19 protein-coding genes are annotated in these 22,215 nt (G+C 32.9%); 11 read left to right on the top strand and 8 right to left on the bottom strand.

Annotation, left to right across the window (positions count from 1 at the left end):
• Window positions 1-2: 2 nt before the first annotated feature.
• Window positions 3-2,699 carry a tetratricopeptide repeat protein gene (locus IGB25_RS08780; protein ID WP_371815883.1) on the bottom strand — a complete coding sequence of 899 codons (2,697 nt, stop codon included), beginning with the start codon at window positions 2,697-2,699 and terminating at the stop codon, window positions 3-5.
• Between the two features lie 196 nt (window positions 2,700-2,895).
• On the opposite strand from IGB25_RS08780, the gene IGB25_RS08775 reads away from it, so the two are divergent.
• Complete coding sequence (locus IGB25_RS08775) at window positions 2,896-3,489, top strand: TlpA disulfide reductase family protein (RefSeq protein WP_211064681.1); 594 nt, start codon at window positions 2,896-2,898, stop codon at window positions 3,487-3,489.
• 364 nt (window positions 3,490-3,853) lie between these two features.
• Complete coding sequence (locus tag IGB25_RS15600; RefSeq protein WP_211066890.1) at window positions 3,854-4,009, top strand: type II toxin-antitoxin system HigB family toxin; 156 nt, start codon at window positions 3,854-3,856, stop codon at window positions 4,007-4,009.
• A gap of 273 nt (window positions 4,010-4,282) precedes the next feature.
• Here IGB25_RS15600 and IGB25_RS08765 read toward each other — a convergent pair whose 3' ends face one another.
• From IGB25_RS08765 to IGB25_RS08750, 4 genes are all read right to left on the bottom strand, one after another.
• Window positions 4,283-5,275: a DUF1028 domain-containing protein gene (locus IGB25_RS08765; RefSeq protein ID WP_211064680.1), complete on the bottom strand. Its 993-nt coding sequence runs from the start codon at window positions 5,273-5,275 to the stop codon at window positions 4,283-4,285.
• Window positions 5,276-5,353: 78 nt separating this feature from the next.
• Window positions 5,354-6,340, bottom strand: a complete 987-nt coding sequence (locus IGB25_RS08760) for a type II toxin-antitoxin system HipA family toxin (protein WP_211064679.1) — start codon at window positions 6,338-6,340, stop codon at window positions 5,354-5,356.
• A gap of 4 nt (window positions 6,341-6,344) precedes the next feature.
• The gene (locus tag IGB25_RS08755; RefSeq protein WP_211064678.1) at window positions 6,345-6,668 is read right to left on the bottom strand and encodes a HipA N-terminal domain-containing protein; all 324 of its coding nucleotides are present in this window, start codon (window positions 6,666-6,668) and stop codon (window positions 6,345-6,347) included.
• Window positions 6,643-6,876, bottom strand: a complete 234-nt coding sequence (locus IGB25_RS08750; protein WP_211064677.1) for a helix-turn-helix domain-containing protein — start codon at window positions 6,874-6,876, stop codon at window positions 6,643-6,645. The genes IGB25_RS08755 and IGB25_RS08750 overlap by 26 nt, the downstream gene beginning before the upstream one ends.
• Window positions 6,877-7,149: 273 nt before the next feature.
• On the opposite strand from IGB25_RS08750, the gene pyrH reads away from it, so the two are divergent.
• The 8 genes from pyrH to IGB25_RS08710 all read left to right on the top strand — a co-directional run bounded on the left by pyrH (window position 7,150) and on the right by IGB25_RS08710 (window position 17,141).
• Window positions 7,150-7,857, top strand: a complete 708-nt coding sequence (gene pyrH, locus IGB25_RS08745) for a UMP kinase (RefSeq protein WP_211064676.1) — start codon at window positions 7,150-7,152, stop codon at window positions 7,855-7,857.
• Window positions 7,858-7,876: 19 nt separating this feature from the next.
• Complete coding sequence (gene frr, locus IGB25_RS08740) at window positions 7,877-8,431, top strand: ribosome recycling factor (protein ID WP_211064675.1); 555 nt, start codon at window positions 7,877-7,879, stop codon at window positions 8,429-8,431.
• A 69-nt stretch (window positions 8,432-8,500) separates the two neighbouring features.
• The gene (locus IGB25_RS08735) at window positions 8,501-10,792 is read left to right on the top strand and encodes a DUF5686 family protein (protein WP_211064674.1); all 2,292 of its coding nucleotides are present in this window, start codon (window positions 8,501-8,503) and stop codon (window positions 10,790-10,792) included.
• Between the two features lie 64 nt (window positions 10,793-10,856).
• Window positions 10,857-13,235: an RND family transporter gene (locus tag IGB25_RS08730; protein ID WP_211064673.1), complete on the top strand. Its 2,379-nt coding sequence runs from the start codon at window positions 10,857-10,859 to the stop codon at window positions 13,233-13,235.
• 31 nt (window positions 13,236-13,266) lie between these two features.
• On the top strand, window positions 13,267-14,499 hold the full coding sequence (locus IGB25_RS08725) for a DNA methyltransferase (RefSeq protein WP_211064672.1): 1,233 nt from the start codon (window positions 13,267-13,269) through the stop codon (window positions 14,497-14,499).
• 2 nt (window positions 14,500-14,501) lie between these two features.
• Window positions 14,502-15,131 carry a hypothetical protein gene (locus IGB25_RS08720; RefSeq protein ID WP_211064671.1) on the top strand — a complete coding sequence of 210 codons (630 nt, stop codon included), beginning with the start codon at window positions 14,502-14,504 and terminating at the stop codon, window positions 15,129-15,131.
• Between the two features lie 7 nt (window positions 15,132-15,138).
• A complete protein-coding gene (locus IGB25_RS08715; RefSeq protein ID WP_211064670.1) occupies window positions 15,139-15,963 on the top strand; it encodes a thymidylate synthase in 825 nt (274 codons plus the stop codon).
• Between the two features lie 35 nt (window positions 15,964-15,998).
• Window positions 15,999-17,141 carry a geranylgeranyl reductase family protein gene (locus IGB25_RS08710; RefSeq protein ID WP_211064669.1) on the top strand — a complete coding sequence of 381 codons (1,143 nt, stop codon included), beginning with the start codon at window positions 15,999-16,001 and terminating at the stop codon, window positions 17,139-17,141.
• A gap of 64 nt (window positions 17,142-17,205) precedes the next feature.
• On the opposite strand, the gene trpS is transcribed toward IGB25_RS08710, so the two are convergent.
• Window positions 17,206-18,180, bottom strand: a complete 975-nt coding sequence (trpS, locus tag IGB25_RS08705) for a tryptophan--tRNA ligase (protein ID WP_211064668.1) — start codon at window positions 18,178-18,180, stop codon at window positions 17,206-17,208.
• A 98-nt stretch (window positions 18,181-18,278) separates the two neighbouring features.
• Here trpS and IGB25_RS08700 point away from each other — a divergent pair, with 98 nt between their 5' ends.
• Entirely contained in the window at window positions 18,279-19,001 is a 723-nt protein-coding gene (locus IGB25_RS08700; protein WP_371815882.1) for a lysophospholipid acyltransferase family protein, read from the top strand.
• Window positions 19,002-19,045: 44 nt separating this feature from the next.
• Here the strand turns inward: IGB25_RS08700 and IGB25_RS14910 are convergent, their stop codons facing one another.
• Together IGB25_RS14910 and IGB25_RS08695 are read right to left on the bottom strand one after the other, a co-directional pair.
• Window positions 19,046-19,414 carry a TonB-dependent receptor gene (locus IGB25_RS14910; protein WP_247653464.1) on the bottom strand — a complete coding sequence of 123 codons (369 nt, stop codon included), beginning with the start codon at window positions 19,412-19,414 and terminating at the stop codon, window positions 19,046-19,048.
• Window positions 19,401-21,776 (bottom strand): TonB-dependent receptor, encoded by a 2,376-nt coding sequence (locus IGB25_RS08695; protein ID WP_247653463.1) that lies wholly within the window; start codon window positions 21,774-21,776, stop codon window positions 19,401-19,403. The genes IGB25_RS14910 and IGB25_RS08695 overlap by 14 nt, the downstream gene beginning before the upstream one ends.
• Window positions 21,777-22,215: the final 439 nt, after the last annotated feature.

The raw sequence follows: 22,215 nt of genomic DNA, 5'->3' as shown, positions 1-22,215 counted from the left end.
CGTTAGTCATCAGCGACTTTTTCGACATTTTGATAAGCTGTTTTTGCTCTTTCTTCGTCATCAATAGCTATGGCTGAACGGGCTGTAAAAATATACGCATCACTTTTTATTTGATCGTCAACGCTCTCAATTTTCAGAACGTCTTCAGCATAGTCGAGTGTTTTTTGATAATTTTCAAGTTCGTAGTGGGCTTTCATTAAATTGGTCTGTGCAAAGATTTTATTCTCTGTAAAATTAGCTTCGGTTTCTAATTGACTGAGATAAGTTATAGCGTCTTGATAATTTTGATTTTCAAGATAAATCTGTGACAATTTACGTAAAGCTTCTTCTAAAAATTCTGATTTTGATGCTTCGGCTACAAATTGATAATGCGGTAAACTGTTTTCAAATTCATTTTTATTATAATACAGTTGAGCCAAGTAAAAATGGGCTTTTAAAGCATGAATTCCTTTTGGGAATTGCTGTAAATAATTCTCAAAACCTTTGATAGCGGCTTCTGGTTTGTTGTTGATAAATTTGTTTTCTGCGACTTCGTATGTGGTGTCGTCTATTTCGGCATCGGTTACATTGACAAAGTCTAAACCTTTTACCCAATTGGCGTAAGCTTCAGGCTGTTGCTGGTCAATATAAATCAACCGGACAGTTTGCACCGCCTGTCTAGCTTCATCTGTTGCAGGATAATCAGCTACTAATTTTTTAAGCGTGCCTAAGGCGTTTTTATTTTGATTAGTGTTATAATAGGTCAAGCCAATTTTAGATAAAGCTTTTGGCACAAATGGACTTTGGGGTCTTGCATTCATCAAGCTTTGATAGGCTTGAAGTCCCTTTGCATTATTGTTTTCAGCGATATAAGTATTGCCGAGTTGATAATAGGCATCATCGAGATAAACAGAAGACTTAAATTGAGTAACATAATCTTCTAAAGCCTTTATTTTTGTTTCATTTTTATCAACAAAACCGTAGCTTATAGCTTTTTGGTAGGCGACGTAATCTTTGTTATAACCTGGCATTTTTAGAGCCTTGTTATAGTTTTCCATAGCCGACCAATAGTCGTTGGTCACAAAATAGGTATCGCCCAACCTTACATAAGCATCAAATAATTTGTCTTGATTTTTTAAATCTAAAACGGCTGTTTTAAAATGAGATTTGGCTTGCTCATAAGCTTTTGTTTTAAAATAAGCATAGGCAATGTCGTAATCTACTTGTTTGAATTCATCAACTTGTCTTGCATCAGGTAGAGTTTCAAAGGCTTTAAAACCAATAAGTGCTTCTTCAAATTGACCTAAATTGTAGTTGGTTTCAGCTTTCCAATATGTCGCCTTGGCTGTGATTTTTTTGTCCAAAGGTTGAGATAAGCTTTGGTTAAAATATTCTAATGCTTTTTGGTATTCGTTAGCTCTAAAAAACTCAATAGCGTAGTAATAGTTAGCTTTCTGCCAGATGATTTTGTCTTCGTATTGCTTGCTATTTTCAAGTAATTCAATGGCTTCTTTATAATTTTTTGAAGTGAGATAAGAATCGATTAATAAACTTTTGATTGTTTGTGATTCTTCTGAATCTGGGTATGTTTCTAAAAATCTGTTTAGCACCACAGGCACGCTTTCATAGCTGTTGCCAATGTCATAACTGAGTTTGGCGTAGTTTAGAAATGCATCTTTTTGGATGGTTCTGTCAAAATCCATTTCCATCGCATTTTTAAAAGCATTGAGTGCTTGGGTTTTTTTGCCTGTTTTAATATAAGATTGTGCTAAATGATAATATGCATTTTGTGCTACGGCATTTTCACCATCAATAATTTTGTTGAATTCTGAAATGGCTTTGTCAAATTGACCTTGTTTGTAATACGCATAGCCAAGTTGATAGTAATCTGTATTATTCCATTTGCCACGTTGACCTTGATATTCTTTTAAGTATGGTAAGGCTTTATCGTATTGCTTTAAGTTGAAATAACTTTCGCCGATAATTTTGTTGAGTTGAGATTGCTCTTGACGATTAGATTTTGGCAGTTTTTCTAAACCCAGCTCAATGGCTTTTTCAAAATTGCCCAATTTAAAATTCATATCACTCATAAAATATGACAATTCTCGTTGAGAGCCTTGTTGCTTGGCTTCTTCAAAAAGCTCAGTTGCTTCGTCATAGCGATCTTCTTGATAAGCCATATAACCGATGTAATATTTGGCATCAGCACCATATTTGGCAGAAGTTCTTAAGTTTTCAAAATATGATTTAGCTGATTTATAATTGTTGGTTTTAAATAAAGTATAGCCATATTGAAATTGATATTGTTCTTTTTGATTATAGCTAAAACCAGATGTATTCACCTTTTGAAACCAAGGTTTTGCACGGTTATAATCCCCAAAATTGAAATAATACTGAGCAACATCGAGATAGGCTTGATTGCGTTTGGGACTTGTAGGATAATCTTTTACAAAATCTTCAATTTGTTGTTGTGCGTTGGGTTCGTTAAGCCGAATTGCTGTGTTGGCGAGATAATAGGTCGAATTGGTTTTTATCTCCTGACTTTCAGCTTCGTGCTTAACTTTTTTAAATAAAGCTTGAGCGGCTTGATACTGATGGTTCTGATATAATTGTAAAGCTTGTTGGTAAGTCGTTAAAACACTGGTATGACCAACAGATTGCTGGGCTTGCAAAGTATTTAAACCTAAAATTATTAAGAAAAATGAAATATAACGCGTCATAAATTTTGATTTCGATATAGTATTTAAACGATTTAAGTTATGTAAAATTATAAGGCTAAGATAAGATATTTAAAATGGATAAATAATAGTGTAGTTGAAATAAATAACAAACAGACTGCTATTTAAAAGCTCTCTAATATTTAGAAATGCTGTAAGTTTGTATAAATTTCATTGACTTAATTTCAAATTTAAATATATGAGTAAATCTAAATCTTCTCAACCTTTTGATATAAAAACCTTTCTTAAAAAACAATGGTCAAATATTTTCTTTTTTGCTGTTGTGTTGCTCTTTATTATTCCGAGCAGTCGAATATTTATACAGTCTCAACTAGCATCACTATTTAGTTCCTCGCCAAGCTTGATTGCAACTGAAAATCGTGAACGTTTATCAAATTATAACTTGGTTCTAAAAGATTTAGACGGACAATCAGTAAATTTAAAGCAATCGCGACATAAACCTATTTTAATTAACTTTTGGGCTACTTGGTGTGCACCGTGTTTAGCGGAAATGCCCGATTTTAATGAGTTGCATAAAACTTTTGAAGATGATGTTGATTTTTATTTTGTCTCTCAAGAATCACAAAAGGTTTTAAGCAAATTTATATCTTCTAAAAATTATGATTTACCGGTTTTTATTCAACAATCTCAATTACCAAAACCTTTAAATAACGATGCTATACCAAGTACCTATCTTATTCATCCTAATGGCGAAATCGTAGCTAAAGCAAATGGTACTGCCAAATGGAATGATGAAGATATTCACCAAATAATACAAAATATGTTGAAATAATTTTGATAGAAAAATACAAAGAGTTTGAAAGACGAAACCATTGCTTCAAAATTCTTATATACTTATTTAACGTGAGTTCAATTTAAATTCCAATAAAATACAGATATTTAATCATTTGTCATGTCGATAGAGCGAAGCATGAGCGATGAGACATCTCAGTAGGATGAGATTTCTTCTCATTCTTCGTTACCAATGACAAAATTTGCAACAAAAAGATGTAATCATATAATTTACAGCCTTCAATAAATCGAGCTCACGTTATTTAAAAAATTACAATATTCAAAATATAATTTTGTAACACAATATTATGCTTTATATTTGTTTGTAAGACAATTAATGAATGCACATAATTACCTATAAATGAATACAGGAATTTGCAAAGAAACACGCTGATGTAGAAACTCCCTTAAATTATTGGTATCATACAACAAATTCAAGTAGCTGGAAAAATTTAAGTGTTATCAGAAATACTTTTAATGGTGTTGATTATGTAGGAAATAATAGGTATGTTTTTTCCTAAAATTTAATGCATATATGTAACAAAAGTTACTATTTAGCAACTTTTTATTTTCTACAAACTAATTGGGTTTAAACTCTTGAACAAAGTTTTCTCAATTTCTCAAATTCTCCTCAAACAATTCTAAAATCCGTTTATACTCATCCGTATAACTTTCAGCTTTAAATTTTATAAATTCAGGTTGTTGTCAAGCACAAGACTTAAATGCTTAATTCCTGAATACTAAGATTTTGAAACACAACTAAAGCTAAAGTTGTAACGTAAAGCTTAAAAGTATTATTCATAACTAAAATATTTATCTAATTCTTCTTCAGACGCACTGATGATTTCTGAATCTATCAGGCGATAGGTTAAGGTTTTCCAGTTTTTATCTTCTTTAAAAATACGTTTTAAAATAGGAACAGCTTTTTCTTTTTCACCAGCATTCCAAAGTGAAATGGCTTTCCAATAAGTAACTTCAATATTACCTTTCAGCAGTTCTTCAGCTTTAGAATAAGCTTCAAGTGCGACTTCAATATCATCATCTTCTATGGCGAGATCGCCTTTATTCATCCAGTCATAACCGCGTTTGACTTTGAGCAGGCGTTCTAATTCTTTTATGGGATTTTTATGATCGTCAACCCGTAAATCTACCAATTTATCTTCCCAAGGATTTTTATGTTCAACAAGCTCTGGACCAACCACAAGTAGAGTCGCAGATTGTTTTCCGCGAATGTCGCCACCGGCTTTTTGAGCGACTTTTAAAACTTCAACCAATCGTTCAGCCAAAGGCAAATCATCGTGTTTCATAAATGCATATTGCATAGCTGGCACAACTTTGTCGTTAAGCATCATATTGGCTTGAACCGAAAAATTTTGGTGAGAAATATGACTTGCAGATTCAACACATTTTTCGCCAGTATGAGTCGCAGTATTACCATTTTTATCAACAAAAGCTACTTGCCGAAAAGCTTCGCCTTGATCCATTTTGATGAGTTTTTCTAAAGCTTCTTCAGCAGATAAGCCTTCTTGCATCAATTGAAGTCCGTTTGGCCCATAAGACGGATTGACAAAAGATTGCGTTGCCACAGCACCAACACCCGATTTTGCCCAGGCTACAACTGTTCCGACTGAAAACCAGTGACTTTGGACGGCAACGCCCATTTCTCCAGTTTTTTCATCCTTAGCAATGATTGAAAACGTGTGTGCAAATTGATCTTTATAAACTTGCTTTTGTGCGTAAAGTGAGTTGATAATTAAAGATAAACTCAAAATAATTATGTTTTTCATTTTTTATGATTTTTTTTAAATATATAAGTGACAGAGTTTTATTTATTTATAACATTTATATTTTTCGTTTTTTAGACATTACTCATTTTTAAGTTTCTTTAGTCGAGTTTGATACGATTGAAAATAATTTAGTTGAGTTTTTTTATCCATAAAAGAAGAAAAAGTTAATCTTTCTACTATATGAGTTTGGTTTAACATTGTATTCAATATATCGTTATAAACTTTTTCATTTATCTCTGCTTTTTCTGAAAGGACTTTAAATTGAAAGCTTACTTTACCTTGTGCTATTTTTTTTGGTAAAAGTCCATCCTCTAAAGCAAAATCATTATCATCAATATGTATCTTACTATTTAATAAATCATACGCAGGACTTAATTTAAAATCACCAAATGCAGTTTCAACAAGTGAAAAATTTTTAAAATGGGCATCACCGTTTGAAAATAAATAATTGAACATTAGAAGTTTCAAAAGCTTTGGAGCTTCGGTAAAGTAAGCAGGAACATATTTTTTTAAAAGCTGAAATAATTCAAAGTAATTACCTAAATATTTATAATGTTCACCGTGAGTTTGTGGAGTTCTTCCAGCAAGTGAAGCAAAATCTTCTTGGGCTATTTTAGAGCCGTCATCTTTCAAATCAAATCTTTTTGTAATGTAAGCAGGAGAGCCGTTTCTGAAAAATATTAGAGCATTTTCAGCAACATCAATTCCATAAGCTTGTCTTGCAATTTGCATTGTTAAATGCTCGTTAGCAGGCATAGATTCAGTTTTTTTTCCAACGCTCGGGATAGGTTTGAGAATATACTCACCTTGCTCTCCTTCTTGAGTTAATCTGAGTTTGTTTTTATCAAGCAATACAGAAAACTTCTCTTGCACACCAGAAATGGAAATACGTTTGCGGTTATCGTCAAATAATTGATCCGAATTGGGATTTGAAGCCGGTGAGTCGTAAGCTAATATATGATTGACTTTTTTTCCATTAAATACTTTTTTCAGGCACTTCCGGCTATATGTGCCATGACCTTTAGCTAATGTGCCAGGACAGTATTTGATGTCTTTTAAAATCATAGAATTAGTCTGTTTTAATAACTTTTATTGCACCAATAGTATCGTTTTTTGCTGTTGTAAGCAACAAACCAAAATAATCGTTCAAGTCTAATCTGTTCAACTTACAAACCACTTGCTTGTTAGAACCTTCTGGCAACATATTATAAAAAAATGGAAACAAAAATTCTGAGTGATATTCTTGTTGAGTTTTTGGTAATGTTAAACTAATAGCTGGTTTTGTCTTATCATTCAACCATAAATCATCATACCTGAAAGTAAAAGAATCATCGTCGTGTTGAGTCAACATACCAGTGTGCTGATTTTTATAAAGTATTCTTGCCTTTCTCATCTATATTAGTTTTGACTTTTAAACAAATTTCTAAACCCAAGACATCAGCTAATTTTTGAATGGTCAGTAAAGTAGGATTACCTTTTCCACTTTCAAATTGTTTAATTGTTCTTAAACCAACTCCAGAAAGTTTCGCCAAATGATCTTGGTTAACCTTCAGATTTTCTCTACGTTTTTTTACAGTTTTAATTAATTCTTCAAAGTGCATAATATTGCTCTATTATTCGTAAAAATACAAAAATATTTAACATAAACTATAAAAAGAGCCTTTTATTGCACATTTAAATAAAATGTCAATTTAAACATTTATCACTCTAAAATTTTACTTCTTAAAGTGAATTATTCTTGAAAAAAATTAATCCAAAAATTATTTTATGTCAAAAGCCTTAGAAAATTTAAATGTTTTTAAGACACAAAAGCAAGCCATAAGTTAAAAACCTAAACTGTAATTATCTATATTTGCAACCCAAGATATGAATTTATGCCTTACAAACGAATACTCTTAAAACTCTCTGGCGAAGCATTGATGGGAAATCGTCAATATGGAATAGACCCTGAAAGACTGGCAGAATATGCTAAAGAAATAAAAAGTGCAGTTGATAAAGGAATTGAAGTGGCAATTGTTATTGGTGGTGGCAATATTTTCAGAGGAATTGCTGGTGCCAGCAAAGGTATGGATCGCGTTCAGGGCGACCATATGGGAATGTTGGCTACGGTTATCAATGGCTTGGCTTTGCAAAGTGCTTGTGAAGACCACGGCATACAAACCCGTTTACAGTCGGCTATAAAAATTAACGAAGTCGCTGAGCCTTTTATTCGAAGAAAAGCAATGCGACATTTAGAAAAAGGCCGTGTAGTTATTTTTGGTGGTGGTACAGGTAATCCTTATTTTACAACAGATTCTCTTGCCGTTTTAAGAGCGATTGAAATTGAAGCAGACGTTATTTTGAAAGGCACTCGCGTTGACGGTATTTATACAGCAGACCCAGAAAAAGATAAAGCGGCAACAAAATTTGACTTCATCACTTTTGATGATGTGCTTAGAAAGGGATTAAAAGTGATGGATACCACTGCTTTTACCTTAAGTCAAGAAAACGAATTGCCCATTATTGTATTTGATATGAATATAAAAGGAAATTTGCTTAAAGTCGTTTCCGGTGAAAAAATAGGCACAAAAGTCAATTTATAAATTTATTAAAAATTAAATTATGAACGAAGATTTAGACTTTATATTAGATTCTACAAAAGAAGATATGGAAAAATCCATAACTCACTTAAAGAAACAGTTGCAAAACATTAGAGCTGGAAAAGCAAATCCAACTATGCTATCAACGGTGATGGTTGAATATTACGGCACAATGACACCGCTTAATCAAGTGAGCAACATCAACACGCCAGATGCAAGGACATTGTCTATTCAACCTTTTGAGAAATCTCTTATTCAAGAAATTGAAAAAGGAATTATGAACGCCAATTTAGGTTTTAACCCGATGAACAATGGAGACAATGTGATCATCAACGTGCCGCCATTAACCGAAGAACGCCGTAAACAACTGTCTAAACAAGCCAAAGCAGAAGCCGAAGAAGCTAAAATTGGTGTGAGAAATGACCGTAGAAATGCACTTCACGAATTGAAAGGCATTGATATATCTGAAGACGAGATGAAAGATGCCGAAGATGAAATTCAAAAAATTACGGATAACTTTATTCAAAAAATTGACCAAATCTTTGAAGCCAAAGAAAAGGAAATAATGACGGTATAAAATCGTCTTAAATCATATTTGCTCTTGTATGTTAGATTAGTGTTTGCGATATTATTGCAATGCTGTTTGTTGTCTAAGCTTATAGCACAAGAAACCGTTTCTGTCAATTTAGTCAATCAAAATGCTGAACCCGTTGCTTTTGCAGTTGCTATCACATCAGATACGGTTGTGTTTTCAAATCCTTTGGGGCAATTGAGTTTTGATAAACAACCTAAAAATTTGAAGATTTATGCTTTGGGTTATCAACCTAGAACATTAGAGCACTTTCAATTGCAAGTTACTTTACAAAAATCAGAAGTCAATCAAAACAACGCTGACCAGATTATTGCTGAAGTTTTTGAAAATGACAGCACCAACAATCCTTTCAAAAGTTTAGACAAAATAGCATTTAAACGCTACAACCGCACTTTGATTAAAAGAGATAGTATTCGAAATTCGACATCCAATGAAAATTTGTTTTCTGAACGCACTTCAGAATTTTTAATCGACCAGCATAAAATCAGAGAACGCATTATAGCTCAAAAAAATCAAGGTTTTGACAAGCCTGTGCTTAAAATATTAAGTCATAGAATGCACGATATCAATTGGTATGACAAAGATTATGTCATTTTTGAAATTGATTATGCTTCGCCTTTACATCCTGATAATTTGAGAGCTTATCGTTATGAATTGATCCATAAAACTGAAAAATTTTATTACATCAAATTTAGTCCGAAACTCAACAATACGGATCGGCTTTTACAAGGCGTGATGCAGATTGACAATAATTACGCTTTATCAAAAATTTACGTCAATAAAAACGATGAAATAAAATTGAATTTACATCAAAATTTTCAAAAAAACTCTGCCAAAAACCTTTGGTTAACTCAAGAAATATTGGTTGAAATGACACCAGGAGAAGGTGGCAAATCTGTGAGTCTTTTTGGAACTAATGTTGATATAGGAACGCTTCATAGCCGAAGCATTGCCAAAGACGATCAAAACAATCAGCTTTTTTCAAAATCTATATTTTATAACTATAATTTTGAGCCTGACGAGCTGGATACCGAAAATTATGATATTCTGGTAGAAGACAACGCTCACAAACGCGATACACAATATTGGGAATCACACAGAAAATTACCTTTAACTCCAAAAGACAGTCTGTTTTTTAAAGGTACTGCTCAAACATTAAAACGCCAAAATACCATTTCGAGAATTAAAAAACTCGAAAATGTTAATGATGGTTTTTTTCCGATTTTTAAATGGAAAACCGACTTAAAAACATTGATTAAGATTAATAATTTTGAAGGTTTGCGTTTAGGTATTGGTGGTTTGACTAACGAAGAATTTTCAGACCAATTTAGAGTTGGTGGCTATGTCGCTTACGGCACAAAAGACAAGAAAATTAAATTTGGTATCAATACAGGTTTTTTGCTTGACAGAGATACCAATACATGGCTAAATGCTGAATACACAGATGATGTGAGAGAAGTAGGTAGCAATATTTATCTTACTGATGAACGCGTGTATTCTTTGTTTGAACCGAGATTAGTTAACATCATTTTTTTCTACAAGGAAAAAACCACTTCATTAAGTCTTCAAAGACGATTAAGTCCAAAACTATTATCTGAATTTAAAATTGCATACGATAGAATTTTTCAAACAGAAAACTATGCCTTTCTTAATGGCAATATTGCTATACAATCTTATGATTTGACTCGAGCAATGGTGAGTTTAAGATGGTCGCCACGAAGTCGATTTTTAAAATTTGATAACAACTTCATCAATGTCAAAGAACAATATCCTGTTATTTCAGGACAAGTAGAACAGTATTTTGGTAACACTTTTGGTGGCGATTTAAGTTTTACCAAACTCAATTTAAAAGGTCAATACATTTATGAGCATTTAAACAATAGCTACACAGAATTTGTCTTAGAAGGAAATTATGCCTTTGGTGATGTGCCACTTACGCATTCTTTTCACGCTTATCCAAATGCACCTAACGATGACAAAATTTTAGGTCGGTTTTCTGTAGCAGGTGTTAAGAGTTTTGAAACCATGTTTTTTAGCGAATTTTTTAGCACACGTTTGGCTAGTTTACACATCAAACATACTTTAGCACCTTTTAAAATATCCGATACTTTCAGACCTGAAATGGTTTTGATTTCAAGACACGCCATAGGTGATTTTAGCAACCAAGAGAAACATCTCGGTGTAGATTTTAACACTTTAGACAAAGGATATTCAGAAGCTGGCATAGAGCTCAATAAAATATTTTGGGGCTTTGGTTTGAGCTTTGCTTACCGTTATGGTGCATACCATTTGCCAAACTTTGATGATAATATTGCTTTTAAATTTACATTTAATCTAAAGCTTTAATTGATGTCTTGCCATTTAATATTTTTGGTTTTATACCTTTGTCATTTTTTAAGCTTTCAAGCAGATGCAAAAACTTTTTAGTTTTGGGTTTTGGAATACCATAGCTGGGACAATTCTTCGTAACAGAATTGTGTTTATTACTTTGATAATCGGCGTTTCTGCCTTTTTGATTACTCAGTGGAAATACATTGGCTTTTCTTTTACTGAAGCCAATTTGCTACCCGATAAGCATCCGATGAATCTTGAATACCAATCTTTTTTAGAAAAATTTGGAGATGAAGGCAACATTATTGTTATTGCCACTCAAGACTCAGCACTGTTCACGCCAAAAAAATTCAAAGAATGGGATCAACTTTCTGACACCATTAGGCAGTTTAGTGAAATTAAGAGTGTGATTGATATCACAGATCTTCAAAATCTTAAAAAGTTTTCTGAACCGAAAAGATTTGAGTTTCAAAAAATTCTTAAAACTAAAAATTACACTAAAGAAAACTTAGATGATTTTAAACATTTTGTATTTGACTCATTGCCATTTTATGAAGGTTTGGTGTATAATTCAAAGACGAAGACTATTCAAACCGCGGTTTATCTTGAAGACTCTATCGTAAACACTAAAATCAGAAAAGATTTTGTGCTTGAGAAATTTGTGCCGTTAATAAAAAATTTTTCAGAAAACACTGATATCAAAGTTTATGTGTCTGGTATGCCTTATGTGCGAACTCTTAACGCTCAAAATATAGTTGATGAGATCAAGTGGTTTGTCATAGCGACACTTTTGGTCACTTCTTTTATTTTTTATTTTTTCTTTCGTTCGTTTCGAGCCACTTTCATTTCAATGTTAACGGTCATCATCGGTGTGATTTGGGCGTTTGGATTTATTGGTTTAATGCGTTATGAAATCACAGTGTTAACCGCCATTATTCCGCCATTAATTATTGTGATTGGCATACCCAATTGTATATTTCTCATCAATAAATACCAACAAGAAATCAAGCGACACGGCAACCAAGCCAAATCGCTTCAACGCGTCATTGCTAAAATTGGAAATGCCACTTTGATGACCAACGTGACCACAGCTTCGGGTTTTGCTACTTTTATTTTTACACAGAGTGAATTGCTAAAAGAATTTGGCGTAGTTGCATCTATCAATATCATATCTATTTTTATTTTGAGTTTGCTGATCATCCCAATTATTTATAGTTATATGGCACCGCCAAAAGACAAACATCTTAAACATTTGGGTAAAAAATGGATAGAAGGATTTGTCAATTGGATAGAGTTTATGGTGCGTCATAGACGCATTACGATTTACTTTACAGCAATTGGGTTTATGATAATGAGTTTTATAGGTATTTATTTTATAAAAGTTTCGGGAAGCTTGCTTGAAGATATGCCACAAAAAGCTGAATTTATAAAAGACGTCCGTTTTTTTGAACAAGAGTTCAACGGTATCATGCCTTTAGAATTTTTAATTGATACAAAGCGAGAAAACGGCGTTTCTAAACTTTCAACCTTAAAACGCATAGACCGATTAGGACAAGCTTTAGAAGAATTTCCTGAATTGTCAAAATCGCTATCTGTAGTCAATATAGCTAAATACGCTAAACAGGCTTTTTATAACGGCAAACCTAAATATTACCAATTGCCAACACGACAAGAGCAAAATTTTATGTTGCCATATTTTAAAAACTTTCAATCAAACGGCAATCTCAACGCTTATGTTGATTCTACTGGTCAATATGCACGGTTGACAGTGTTTATGAAAGATATTGGCACCGATAGGATGGAACAAATCGAAGCCCAAATCTATCCCAAAATCCAAAAAATATTTCCAGAAGATCGCTACAACGTCAGTATGACAGGTAAAGCTTTAACTTTTCAGAAAGGCACAGACTATTTGGTGAAAAATCTTGTCGTGTCTTTGTCGCTTGCAGTTTTGCTTATCGCCATATTTATGGCTTGGATGTTTAGATCGTTTAGAATGATTTTAATCTCACTTATTCCAAATATTTTACCACTTTTAATGACGGCAGGAATGATGGGATTTCTTAATATTCCAATCAAACCTTCTACGATTTTGGTATTTAGTATTGCTTTTGGAATAAGCGTAGATGACACTATACATTTTCTCGCTAAATATCGACAAGAACTCAAAGCCAGAAATTGGAAAATTAAACGCTCGGTTTATTCAGCACTCAGAGAAACCACAGTGAGTATGTTTTATACTTCAATTGTTCTGTATTTTGGATTTTCGGTGTTTATGATAAGCAGTTTTGGTGGCACTGTTGCTTTAGGTGGCTTAGTCTCGGCTACTTTGTTGTTTGCTATGCTTTCTAATTTATTGCTTTTGCCTTCTTTACTCTTGTCTTTAGAACGCAATATTGCCAACAAGGAAACATTGAAAGAGCCACATATTAATGTGATAGAAAGTGAAGAAGATTGAAATTTTATTAAATTTGAAGTAAATCAGAATTATGTTTACAGAAATTGTAGAAAATTTTCAGTTAAAAAAGTCATTTGATTTATTTGAAGATGAAACCAAAACTATTTGTTCTACAATTTATATTGACGGAATACCTATTAAAAAATATACAAACGAGTTTTGGACAGCCAAACAAAGACAAGCTAATAGCATACATGAAGTGTCCTACAGAGCGTGTTTTAAACCTCAACTGCCCAAGTTTTTTATTGAAAACTTAACCTATAAAGGTGATTTTGTTTATGACCCATTTTTAGGACGAGGAACCACTGCAATTGAAGCCGCTTTACTGGGAAGAAACATAATAGGTAATGATGTTAATCCTTTAAGTCAAATTTTTACAGAATCAAGATTGCAAATACCTAATCTTCAGGAGCTTGAGATGTATTTAAACAAAATAGATTTCGAGAAAGACATAGACACTAACTATGATTTAGACATGTTCTTTCATGAAAAAACTCTTAAAGAATTGTGTAATTTAAGAGCTTTTATTTTAGAAAAAGAAAGCCAACAAACTTTAAATAAATATGATAAATGGATCAGGATGGTTGCTGCCAACCGATTGACTGGGCATTCTAAAGGTTTCTTTTCAGTTTATACCATGCCACCAAATCAGGCTGTTTCAAGAGAAAGACAAATAAAAATAAATGATAAAAAACAACAAACACCAGATTATAGGAATGCTAAACAAATCATTCTAAAAAAATCAAAATCTTTGCTTAGAGATTTAAACCAACATCAAATACAAAATCTTAATTTAGCTTCCAAAAAAGCAGTTTTTTTAAATAAAGATGCTTCTCAAACTTACGAAATACCAGAAAATAAAGTATCTTTAACAGTAACTTCACCACCATTTTTGGATGTTATACAATATGCAAAAGACAATTGGATGCGAGCTTGGTTTAATGGTATTGACTATAATGAAGTTGAGAGAAAGATTACCATGTCTAAAAAAATTGAAGATTGGTGTGATAAAATGCAAAATGTTTTTCATGAACTTTACAGAATTACAAAACCTGGAGGTCATGTTGCTTTTGAAGTTGGAGAAATTAGAAATGGAAAGATAAGATTAGATGAATACGTCGTTCCTCTCGGCATAAAAGCGAATTTCAGACCCGTTTGTATATTAATAAACGAACAGGTTTTTACTAAAACCGCAAACATTTGGGGCGTTGACAATAACTCTAAAGGTACTAATTCTAATCGTGTAGTAATTTTTAAAAAATAAATATGGCTTCGATTGAATTAAAAAAACCTATAACCGAAATGTTAAAACCCTTGGATGAAGTTGAATTTAGTCCTGTTGTTGAAAGCATAACAGGCTATAAAGTAAAAAAATTCAATCATGAGGACAAAAATGATAAAATCTTGTTAGTAAACCTTGTTAAAGTTGCTGATTTAGTGTTAGAAATGGTAAATAAAATAGGTATTGATAGTAACAGAGCAAATGAAGTAGGAAATAAAATTGAACCTTTTGTTAAAGAAGCTCTTATAAAAATTGGCTATCAAGCTGATACTCCAATTACGCAGAGTGGAATAAAACAATCTACGGGTTATCCTGATATATCCTTTTATGATGATAATGAGAGGTTAAATTATTTAGAGTGCAAAACTTACAATATCAATAATTTGAATACATCTCAAAGATCATTTTGCCTATCACCATCCAATAATCCAAAGATTACAGAACTTGCTCATCATTTTGGTATTTCATTTGAAATTATTAAAGAAAATGAAAAATTTTTTGCTAAAAGCTGGAAAATATTAGACTTATATAACTTAAAATTAAAAATAAAGTATGAGTTTAATGCATCAAATAGAACCTTGTATTCTAAAGATTTAATATTGGCTGAAAGATAATATTAGTATGAAACAATATCACGACTTGATTAAACACGTTTTAGAAAACGGCACTGACAAAGGAGACCGAACTGGCACAGGCACAAGAAGTGTTTTTGGCTATCAAATGCGTTTCAATTTAAACGAAGGTTTTCCTTTAGTGACCACTAAAAAAATCCATTTAAAGTCCATAATTCACGAATTATTGTGGTTTATCAAAGGCGATACCAATATTAAGTATCTTCAAGACAATGGCGTGCGAATTTGGAACGAATGGGCTGATGAAAACGGAGATTTATACCCAGTTTACGGTCATCAATGGCGCAACTGGAATAGCGAAAGCATCGATCAACTTTCAGAAGTTATCCAAAGCATTAATAACAATCCTAACAGCCGCCGGATGATAGTTTCAGCTTGGAATCCGAGTGTTTTGCCTGATACATCAAAAAGCTTTGCAGACAACGTAGCTAATGGCAAAGCCGCTTTACCGCCATGTCATGCATTTTTTCAATTTTATGTAGCCGAAAGAAAATTGTCTTGCCAACTTTATCAACGCAGTGCTGATATTTTTCTTGGCGTGCCTTTTAATATCGCGTCTTATGCACTTTTAACTATGATGATTGCACAGGTTTGCGATTTAGGTTACGGCGATTTTATACATACTTTTGGCGATGCCCATATTTATCAAAACCATTTTGAGCAAGTCAAGTTGCAACTTTCAAGAGATTTTAGACCATTGCCAGAGATGAAAATCAATCCAGAGGTAAACTCTATTTTTGATTTTACATTTGAAGATTTTGAGTTGATAAACTATAATCCACATCCGCATATTAAAGGAAAAGTTGCTGTTTAAAATTTATATTTAAATTTATCTGCAAATTTTATAACATGAGATATGATGTTGCAGTCATAGGTAGTGGTCCATCTGGAGCGAGTCTTGCTGCTTTTCACGCTGCAAAATTAGGTTTGAAAACCATTATTATTGAAAAGGAAACTTTACCCCGCTACAAAACTTGTGGTGGTGGTTTTGTGTTTCGGGGTCGTAAAAATCTGCCTTTTGACATCTCTGAAGTCGTAGAAAGAGAATTTGTTGATATTGACATAGCCTTTGCTGGTAAGAATCTTAGTTTTAAAACCAAAAGAGACAAGCCAATTATTACGATGATTATGCGGGATTCCTTTGATCACCTCATAGTAAAAAAAGCTCAAGAATTTGGAGTTGAACTATTACAAACTGAAGCTTTAAAAGAATTGAAATGTGGTGAAATTGCAACATTAAAAACCTCAACTAAAGAAATTCAAGCCAAGTTTGTCGTTGCAAGAGATGGGGCGTTAAGCCCAACCGCTAAACTATCTAACTGGCAAGAAACCCGTATGATGTGTCCAGCACTTGAATATGAATTAGAAGTCAGTGATGAAGATTTTGAGCGTTTATCTCATTCTGCACGATTTGATATTGATGTTGTACCTTTAGGTTATGGTTGGTGTTTTCCTAAAAAAAATCACTTATCGGTTGGTGTGGGTAATTTTATGAAAACCAAAAAGAATCCAAAACTCCGTGAAAATTACCATCAGTATGTTGATTTTATTGGTATCAAAAACATTATCTCGTCTTCTGCTCACGGTTTTATTATCCCTATTAGCCCTCGAAAAGATGGATTTGTCAAGCAAAATGTTTTTCTCATTGGTGATCTTGCTGGTTTTGCCGATCCTGTTACTGCAGAAGGGATTTCCAATGCTATTTACAGTGGTAAAATTGTTGCTAAGGCTATTGCAGAAAGCAATTTAGACCTAAGACAAGCAGAGAAGAACTACCATGACAAACTCGATGAAAAACTACTTCTAGAATTAAAAACAGGCGTAAAGTTGGCTAAATTATTTTATGAAAATAAAACCCTCAGAAATTTAATGCTTAAACAATTTGGTCAACATCTCGCTGACGCCATGACCGATGTTTTTATGGGCGAACGCACTTATCCGCATGATTATAAAAAGAGTATTCAGAAACGCTTGAAAAAGATTGTGTTTTAGTTTTATAGGGGTTTTACAAAATTTAAGAAGTTTGCACTAATCGTTTCTAAAATAGCTGTTTTTCTTATGATTGATAACCTAATTTTTGTCTCACACGAGCTAAAACTTCGTTTGCTACAACTCTAGCTTTTGCTTCACCTGCTTGTAAGGTTTCTTCAATTTTCTCTGGATTTTGGATTAAATGTTGAAAGGTTTCTCTTTCGGTTTTAAATCTGTCTTTAATTTCTTCAAACAAAGCTGTCTTTGCATGACCGTATCCAAAACCGCCGTTAAGATAATTGGCTTTCATTTCAGAGATTTTATCATCTGAAGCAATGCATTTATAGAGATTAAAAACAATACAAGTATCAGGATCTTTAGGTTCTTCTAATGGTGTGCTGTCCGTTTTAATACTCATAATGGTTTTGCGAAGCTTTTTATCATTGTCAAAAATATTGATGATATTTTGTTTTGATTTACTCATTTTTTCGCCATCTGTTCCAATAATGAGTTGAGTGTTTTTTTGTATTTTGGGCTGAGGTAATACAAATGTTTCACCAAGTTTAGCATGAAAACGCTGTGCGACGTCTCTCGTCATTTCAATGTGTTGCAATTGGTCTTTACCAACGGGAACAATATCGGCATCATATAGCAAAATATCAGCGACCATCAACATAGGATAGGTAAACAACCCAGAATTGACATCTTCAAGCCGATCTGATTTGTCTTTAAAAGAGTGGGCTAAAGTCAAGCGTTGATAGGGAAAAAAACAGTTGAGATACCAAGTCAATTCAGTAACTTGTGCCACTTGGCTTTGTCTGTAAAACACTGTTTTTTCTGGGTTAAGACCAAAAGCCAACCAAGTTCTTGCGGTGTGTAAAGTATTATTTTTTAGAGTTTTGGCATCTTTTATTTGGGTGAGCGAATGTAAATCGGCTATAAATAAAAAAGAGTCATTTTTAGGGTTGTTTGCCATTTCAATGGCAGGTAAAATTGCCCCGAGAAGATTGCCGAGATGTGGAGTTCCTGTACTTTGTATTCCAGTTAAAATACGTGACATAAAAATCAATTTTTTTCAAAGATAAATCTTTTGTTTATCTGTATCTAAGGATTTATGTAATTTTGGACTTGATGAAAATTTTGTTTAACATATTGAGATTGTTTTGGCGCATTTGGTTTTATGTGCTGATGCTTTTTAGTATTATTATTCTCTTTCCTTTTTTATTGATTTCAACTTTAAGGGAAGAATGGTATGGATTCTTTTTTAAAGTAGCAAAGACATGGGCGGTTATCAATTTATTTGGAATGGGTTTTGTACCCAAAGTTCAGTTTTTAGAGACAATGGAAAAAGACAAAAGTTATTTATTGGTATCAAATCACACTAGTATGATAGATATTATGATGATGTTGTATGTTTCTAAAAATCCTTTTGTGTTTGTTGGCAAAAAAGAATTAGCAAAATATCCATTGTTTGGTTTTTTTTATAAACGCACTTGTATTTTGGTTGATAGGCAAGATAGCAAAAGTCGCCATGCGGTTTTTCAACAAGCAAAAGAGCGTTTAGAAAAGGGCTTGAGTGTTTGTATTTTTCCTGAAGGTGGCGTGCCAGATGATATGTCTATTGTTTTAGACAGGTTTAAAGATGGTGCGTTTCGCTTGGCTATCAATCATCAAATTCCCATTGTACCGATTGTTTTTTATGATAATAAAGCTAAATTTTCTTATAAATTTTTTAGTGGCAAACCGGGTGTTTTACGTGCTAAAGTTTTAGAGTTTATAGAGACACAAGGATTTAGTATTCAAGATAAAAGATTGCTTAATCAAAAGGTTAGGCAAACTATATTAAAAGAACTTCAAAACAAAAAACCCTGCCAAAGTTGACAGGGTTTAAAGCAATATGTTACAGATTGGCTTAACTCATCTATTTAAAAATTATAGCTAACAGAGAAATTCCAAGTTGTACCAAAACCCCAATTAACAGAGTTTCTATAATCTACTCCTTGATAAGTGTTTTCAGTATTACTATCAGTATGGATGTTTGTTAATGATTCAGAGATATATTCTTCATCAAAAATATTGTTAACGTTTAATCTGAGAAATAAATCTGATTTGTCAAATGAAAAGCGATAATCTATTCCAGCGTCAACTACGGTATAGTTTGGAAGCTCAACTGCACCTTTGTTATCTGGATTTAAAAATTCTTGGTCATTTGGTGCAAAATCTGCATATAAATTATCAAAATATCTCAAACCAGCATCAACACCTAAAGCATTGGTTATTTCATAATCTACCATTAGAGCAAAGAGTGGTCTGAGCAGCATTACCAACTTTAACATCCTCGAGATACAAAGTAGATGAGGCTTCAGGAACAAAATTATTATTTTCATCAAATACTCTTGATTCTACATTATCTTTATATCTCCAATCACCAACTGAAAGCATACCTGACACCATTAAATCTGTGATGGGTTTATAAAAAACTTCTAATTCAACACCTTGGTGCAATTGTTCAACATTTGAAAATTGAGCTGTACCAGACTGACCATTTAAGAAATCAAAACTCGTGGTGAAAAATCTATCACTCCACAAAGTGTTGTATAGGTTTAAATTGATTTTTAATTCAGATGTAGTATAACCATAACCAACTTCAAATGACGTGATAGTTTCATTTTCAGCATCTTGATTTACTTCATTTGCAAAGTTTGGAAAAATAGCATCAAAAAATGGTTGACGTGATATATAACCAGCATTAAAGAAAACATTATGCACATCATCAATATTGTAATTTGCACCACCTTTGACGTAACCACCTAATTTATTTTCGTCATCGCTAATGATATTATTTGGTTCATCAAAGTAGTCTTCTCTTTGATAGTTTTGGTTTGAAATACCATATTGAATAATAGCCGAATATTTGTTGTCTTTTTTATATTCAAATTTTCCGTTGAAACCTGACCATTTGACTATACCAACGTTGTAATAATCAATTTTATCATATTTAAGACCAGTGTCTTTAAATGGTTTTGCATCAATAGTTTCGGTGATAATTAAACCCTCGCTAAGATTTTGATTGCCTGTGCTAAAATATCCGTCCAAACCTAACAAATCGTTAACCACTCTATAGTGAAACCCTTCGTAATATCTTAAATCTACTCCAGCTCCAATAGTCCAATTACCAGTTTCATATTTTAATTTAGAAATAGCACCGTACCAGTTATGAGAGTTCATTGAAGATCTTCTAATAGCAATATTGCTATTCACGCCATTATCATTATAGCCATTTGAACCTAAAATTAATCCTTCATAAGGCGAACCTTGTACTTGATAAGGCGTGCCAGCTTTGTTATTAGCCACAACAGCATCAAAATCGATAATACCTTCATTTGTTCTAAAATCTGTATTTCCATCCTGCATAAATGCGGTTAAATCTTGTCCAAAAGGATTAATACCAAAATTTCTACCTCTTGGACCAGTTCCACCACCACGACCCCAAGAGCCGTAAAGTGCTGTGGCTAAAGATAGTTTGTCATTGATATCCCAATCCCAGTTTAAAGTAGCGATTGGTTTATTGTAAAAATTGCGTCTGAATGAGTATTCTTCGCCGTTCAAATATCCCCAATCTATATTAAATTTTCTAAAGTCATCGCCTCCAAAATTAAAGTAATCTCTAAGGCTTATCATAGAAGTTCTTTGGTGATGCCATTGTCCAGCACCAGTAAAGGTTATGTTTATAGCATGATCGCTATCTACTGGTGCGTAGCCAACAGAACCAAAATAGGTATAGCCTTCTCCTTTGGTGCCATCAATATAACCATCACCTTCCCAGCGACTGATTAGTAAGCTTGTTGCCCAGCCATTTTTACCCAAACCAGTATTATAAGACGCAAGTGTTTTTAAATAGCTATCATTACCAACTAAAGTTTGAATTCTTCCACCAGCTTGCTTTTCAGTTGATTTGGTCACAATGTTTACAGTACCACCTACAGAAGGTATAGCTAAGTTAGTTGCTCCTAAACCACGTTGAACTTGAACACCAGCAGCAACATCTGCTAAGCCTAACCAGTTTGACCAATAAACAATACCATTTTCCATATCATTTACAGGTTGTCCGTTGATAATTACAGAAGTATTGACTTGATTAAATCCTCTAACCGTCATACGTGAATCTCCAAAACCACCGCCTTGTTTAGTAACATAAACAGAAGGGGTTTGTTCTAGAATTTCTGGAAATTCTTGATTTCCTATTTTTTCTTGTATGTAGCTTGATCTTACCGTAGAAACAGCTACTGGGGTTTCGCGTTCAAGTGCCACATCAAGGACATCTCTTCCTACTAATACTATTTCGTCTAATTGATTTCCTGGATTAAGCCTTATCTCACCAAGATTAATTATTTGTGTATCAGAAAAATTAAATTCAATTTCTTTACTTTCGTAACCAACGTAAGATATAAGTATAACACCTTGATTTAAATCGGTTGTAAGAGTAAAATTACCATCAAAATCGGTCATAGAGCCAATTTCAGTTCCTTTAATCAACACATCTGCTCCTGCAAGCGGTTGATTGTAACCATTGTCTATTACTTTTCCAGTAATTGTTCCTTGTGCAATTGCACCAACTCCGCAGAGTAAAAATAATCCGAGTAATAATTTTTTCATGATTTGAAAGTTTTTTTAAATTCATTACAAAAGAAGTCTAAACATATCTGAAAAAAATTATCTCATTTTTAATAAAATGTTAGGATAGGCTTATGAAAATAGAGTAAATTGGTTAAACAATTGTTATTGCTCAAAGTTTGAATTCCTATGTATTTGATTAAGTTTATCTAAGGTTTTAAACTAAAGTTAGGAATGTAAATAGATTTTACATTCAGTTAATATAACGTGAGTTCGATATAAATTCCAATAAAATATATTCATATAAAATACAGATATTTAATCATTTGTCATCTCGATAGAGCGAAGCATGAGCGACGAGACATCTCAGTAGGATAAGATTTCTCCTCATTCTTCGTTCGAAATGGCAAAATTTGCTTACAAAAAGATATAATCATCTGATTTACAGCTTTCAATAAATCGAACTCAGGTTAATATAGGA

It is taken from the genome of Flavobacterium sp. CS20 (genome assembly GCF_018080005.1).
Lineage (GTDB): Bacteria > Bacteroidota > Bacteroidia > Flavobacteriales > Flavobacteriaceae > Psychroflexus.
This window is presented reverse-complemented; position numbering and strand designations above follow the sequence as displayed.

Excerpts from the sequence above, each read along its gene's own strand:
- IGB25_RS08720 (WP_211064671.1), top strand. The coding sequence starts at position 14,502 with ATGGCTTCGATTGAATTAAAAAAACCTATAACCGAAATGTTAAAACCC.
- IGB25_RS08780 (WP_371815883.1), bottom strand. The coding sequence starts at position 2,699 with ATGACGCGTTATATTTCATTTTTCTTAATAATTTTAGGTTTAAATACT.
- frr (WP_211064675.1), top strand. The coding sequence starts at position 7,877 with ATGAACGAAGATTTAGACTTTATATTAGATTCTACAAAAGAAGATATG.
- IGB25_RS08695 (WP_247653463.1), bottom strand. The coding sequence starts at position 21,776 with ATGAAAAAATTATTACTCGGATTATTTTTACTCTGCGGAGTTGGTGCA.
- pyrH (WP_211064676.1), top strand. The coding sequence starts at position 7,150 with ATGCCTTACAAACGAATACTCTTAAAACTCTCTGGCGAAGCATTGATG.
- IGB25_RS08760 (WP_211064679.1), bottom strand. The coding sequence starts at position 6,340 with ATGATTTTAAAAGACATCAAATACTGTCCTGGCACATTAGCTAAAGGT.
- IGB25_RS08755 (WP_211064678.1), bottom strand. The coding sequence starts at position 6,668 with ATGAGAAAGGCAAGAATACTTTATAAAAATCAGCACACTGGTATGTTG.
- IGB25_RS08765 (WP_211064680.1), bottom strand. The coding sequence starts at position 5,275 with ATGAAAAACATAATTATTTTGAGTTTATCTTTAATTATCAACTCACTT.
- trpS (WP_211064668.1), bottom strand. The coding sequence starts at position 18,180 with ATGTCACGTATTTTAACTGGAATACAAAGTACAGGAACTCCACATCTC.
- IGB25_RS08730 (WP_211064673.1), top strand. The coding sequence starts at position 10,857 with ATGCAAAAACTTTTTAGTTTTGGGTTTTGGAATACCATAGCTGGGACA.
- IGB25_RS14910 (WP_247653464.1), bottom strand. The coding sequence starts at position 19,414 with ATGGTAGATTATGAAATAACCAATGCTTTAGGTGTTGATGCTGGTTTG.
- IGB25_RS08715 (WP_211064670.1), top strand. The coding sequence starts at position 15,139 with ATGAAACAATATCACGACTTGATTAAACACGTTTTAGAAAACGGCACT.
- IGB25_RS08710 (WP_211064669.1), top strand. The coding sequence starts at position 15,999 with ATGAGATATGATGTTGCAGTCATAGGTAGTGGTCCATCTGGAGCGAGT.
- IGB25_RS08775 (WP_211064681.1), top strand. The coding sequence starts at position 2,896 with ATGAGTAAATCTAAATCTTCTCAACCTTTTGATATAAAAACCTTTCTT.
- IGB25_RS08750 (WP_211064677.1), bottom strand. The coding sequence starts at position 6,876 with ATGCACTTTGAAGAATTAATTAAAACTGTAAAAAAACGTAGAGAAAAT.
- IGB25_RS08725 (WP_211064672.1), top strand. The coding sequence starts at position 13,267 with ATGTTTACAGAAATTGTAGAAAATTTTCAGTTAAAAAAGTCATTTGAT.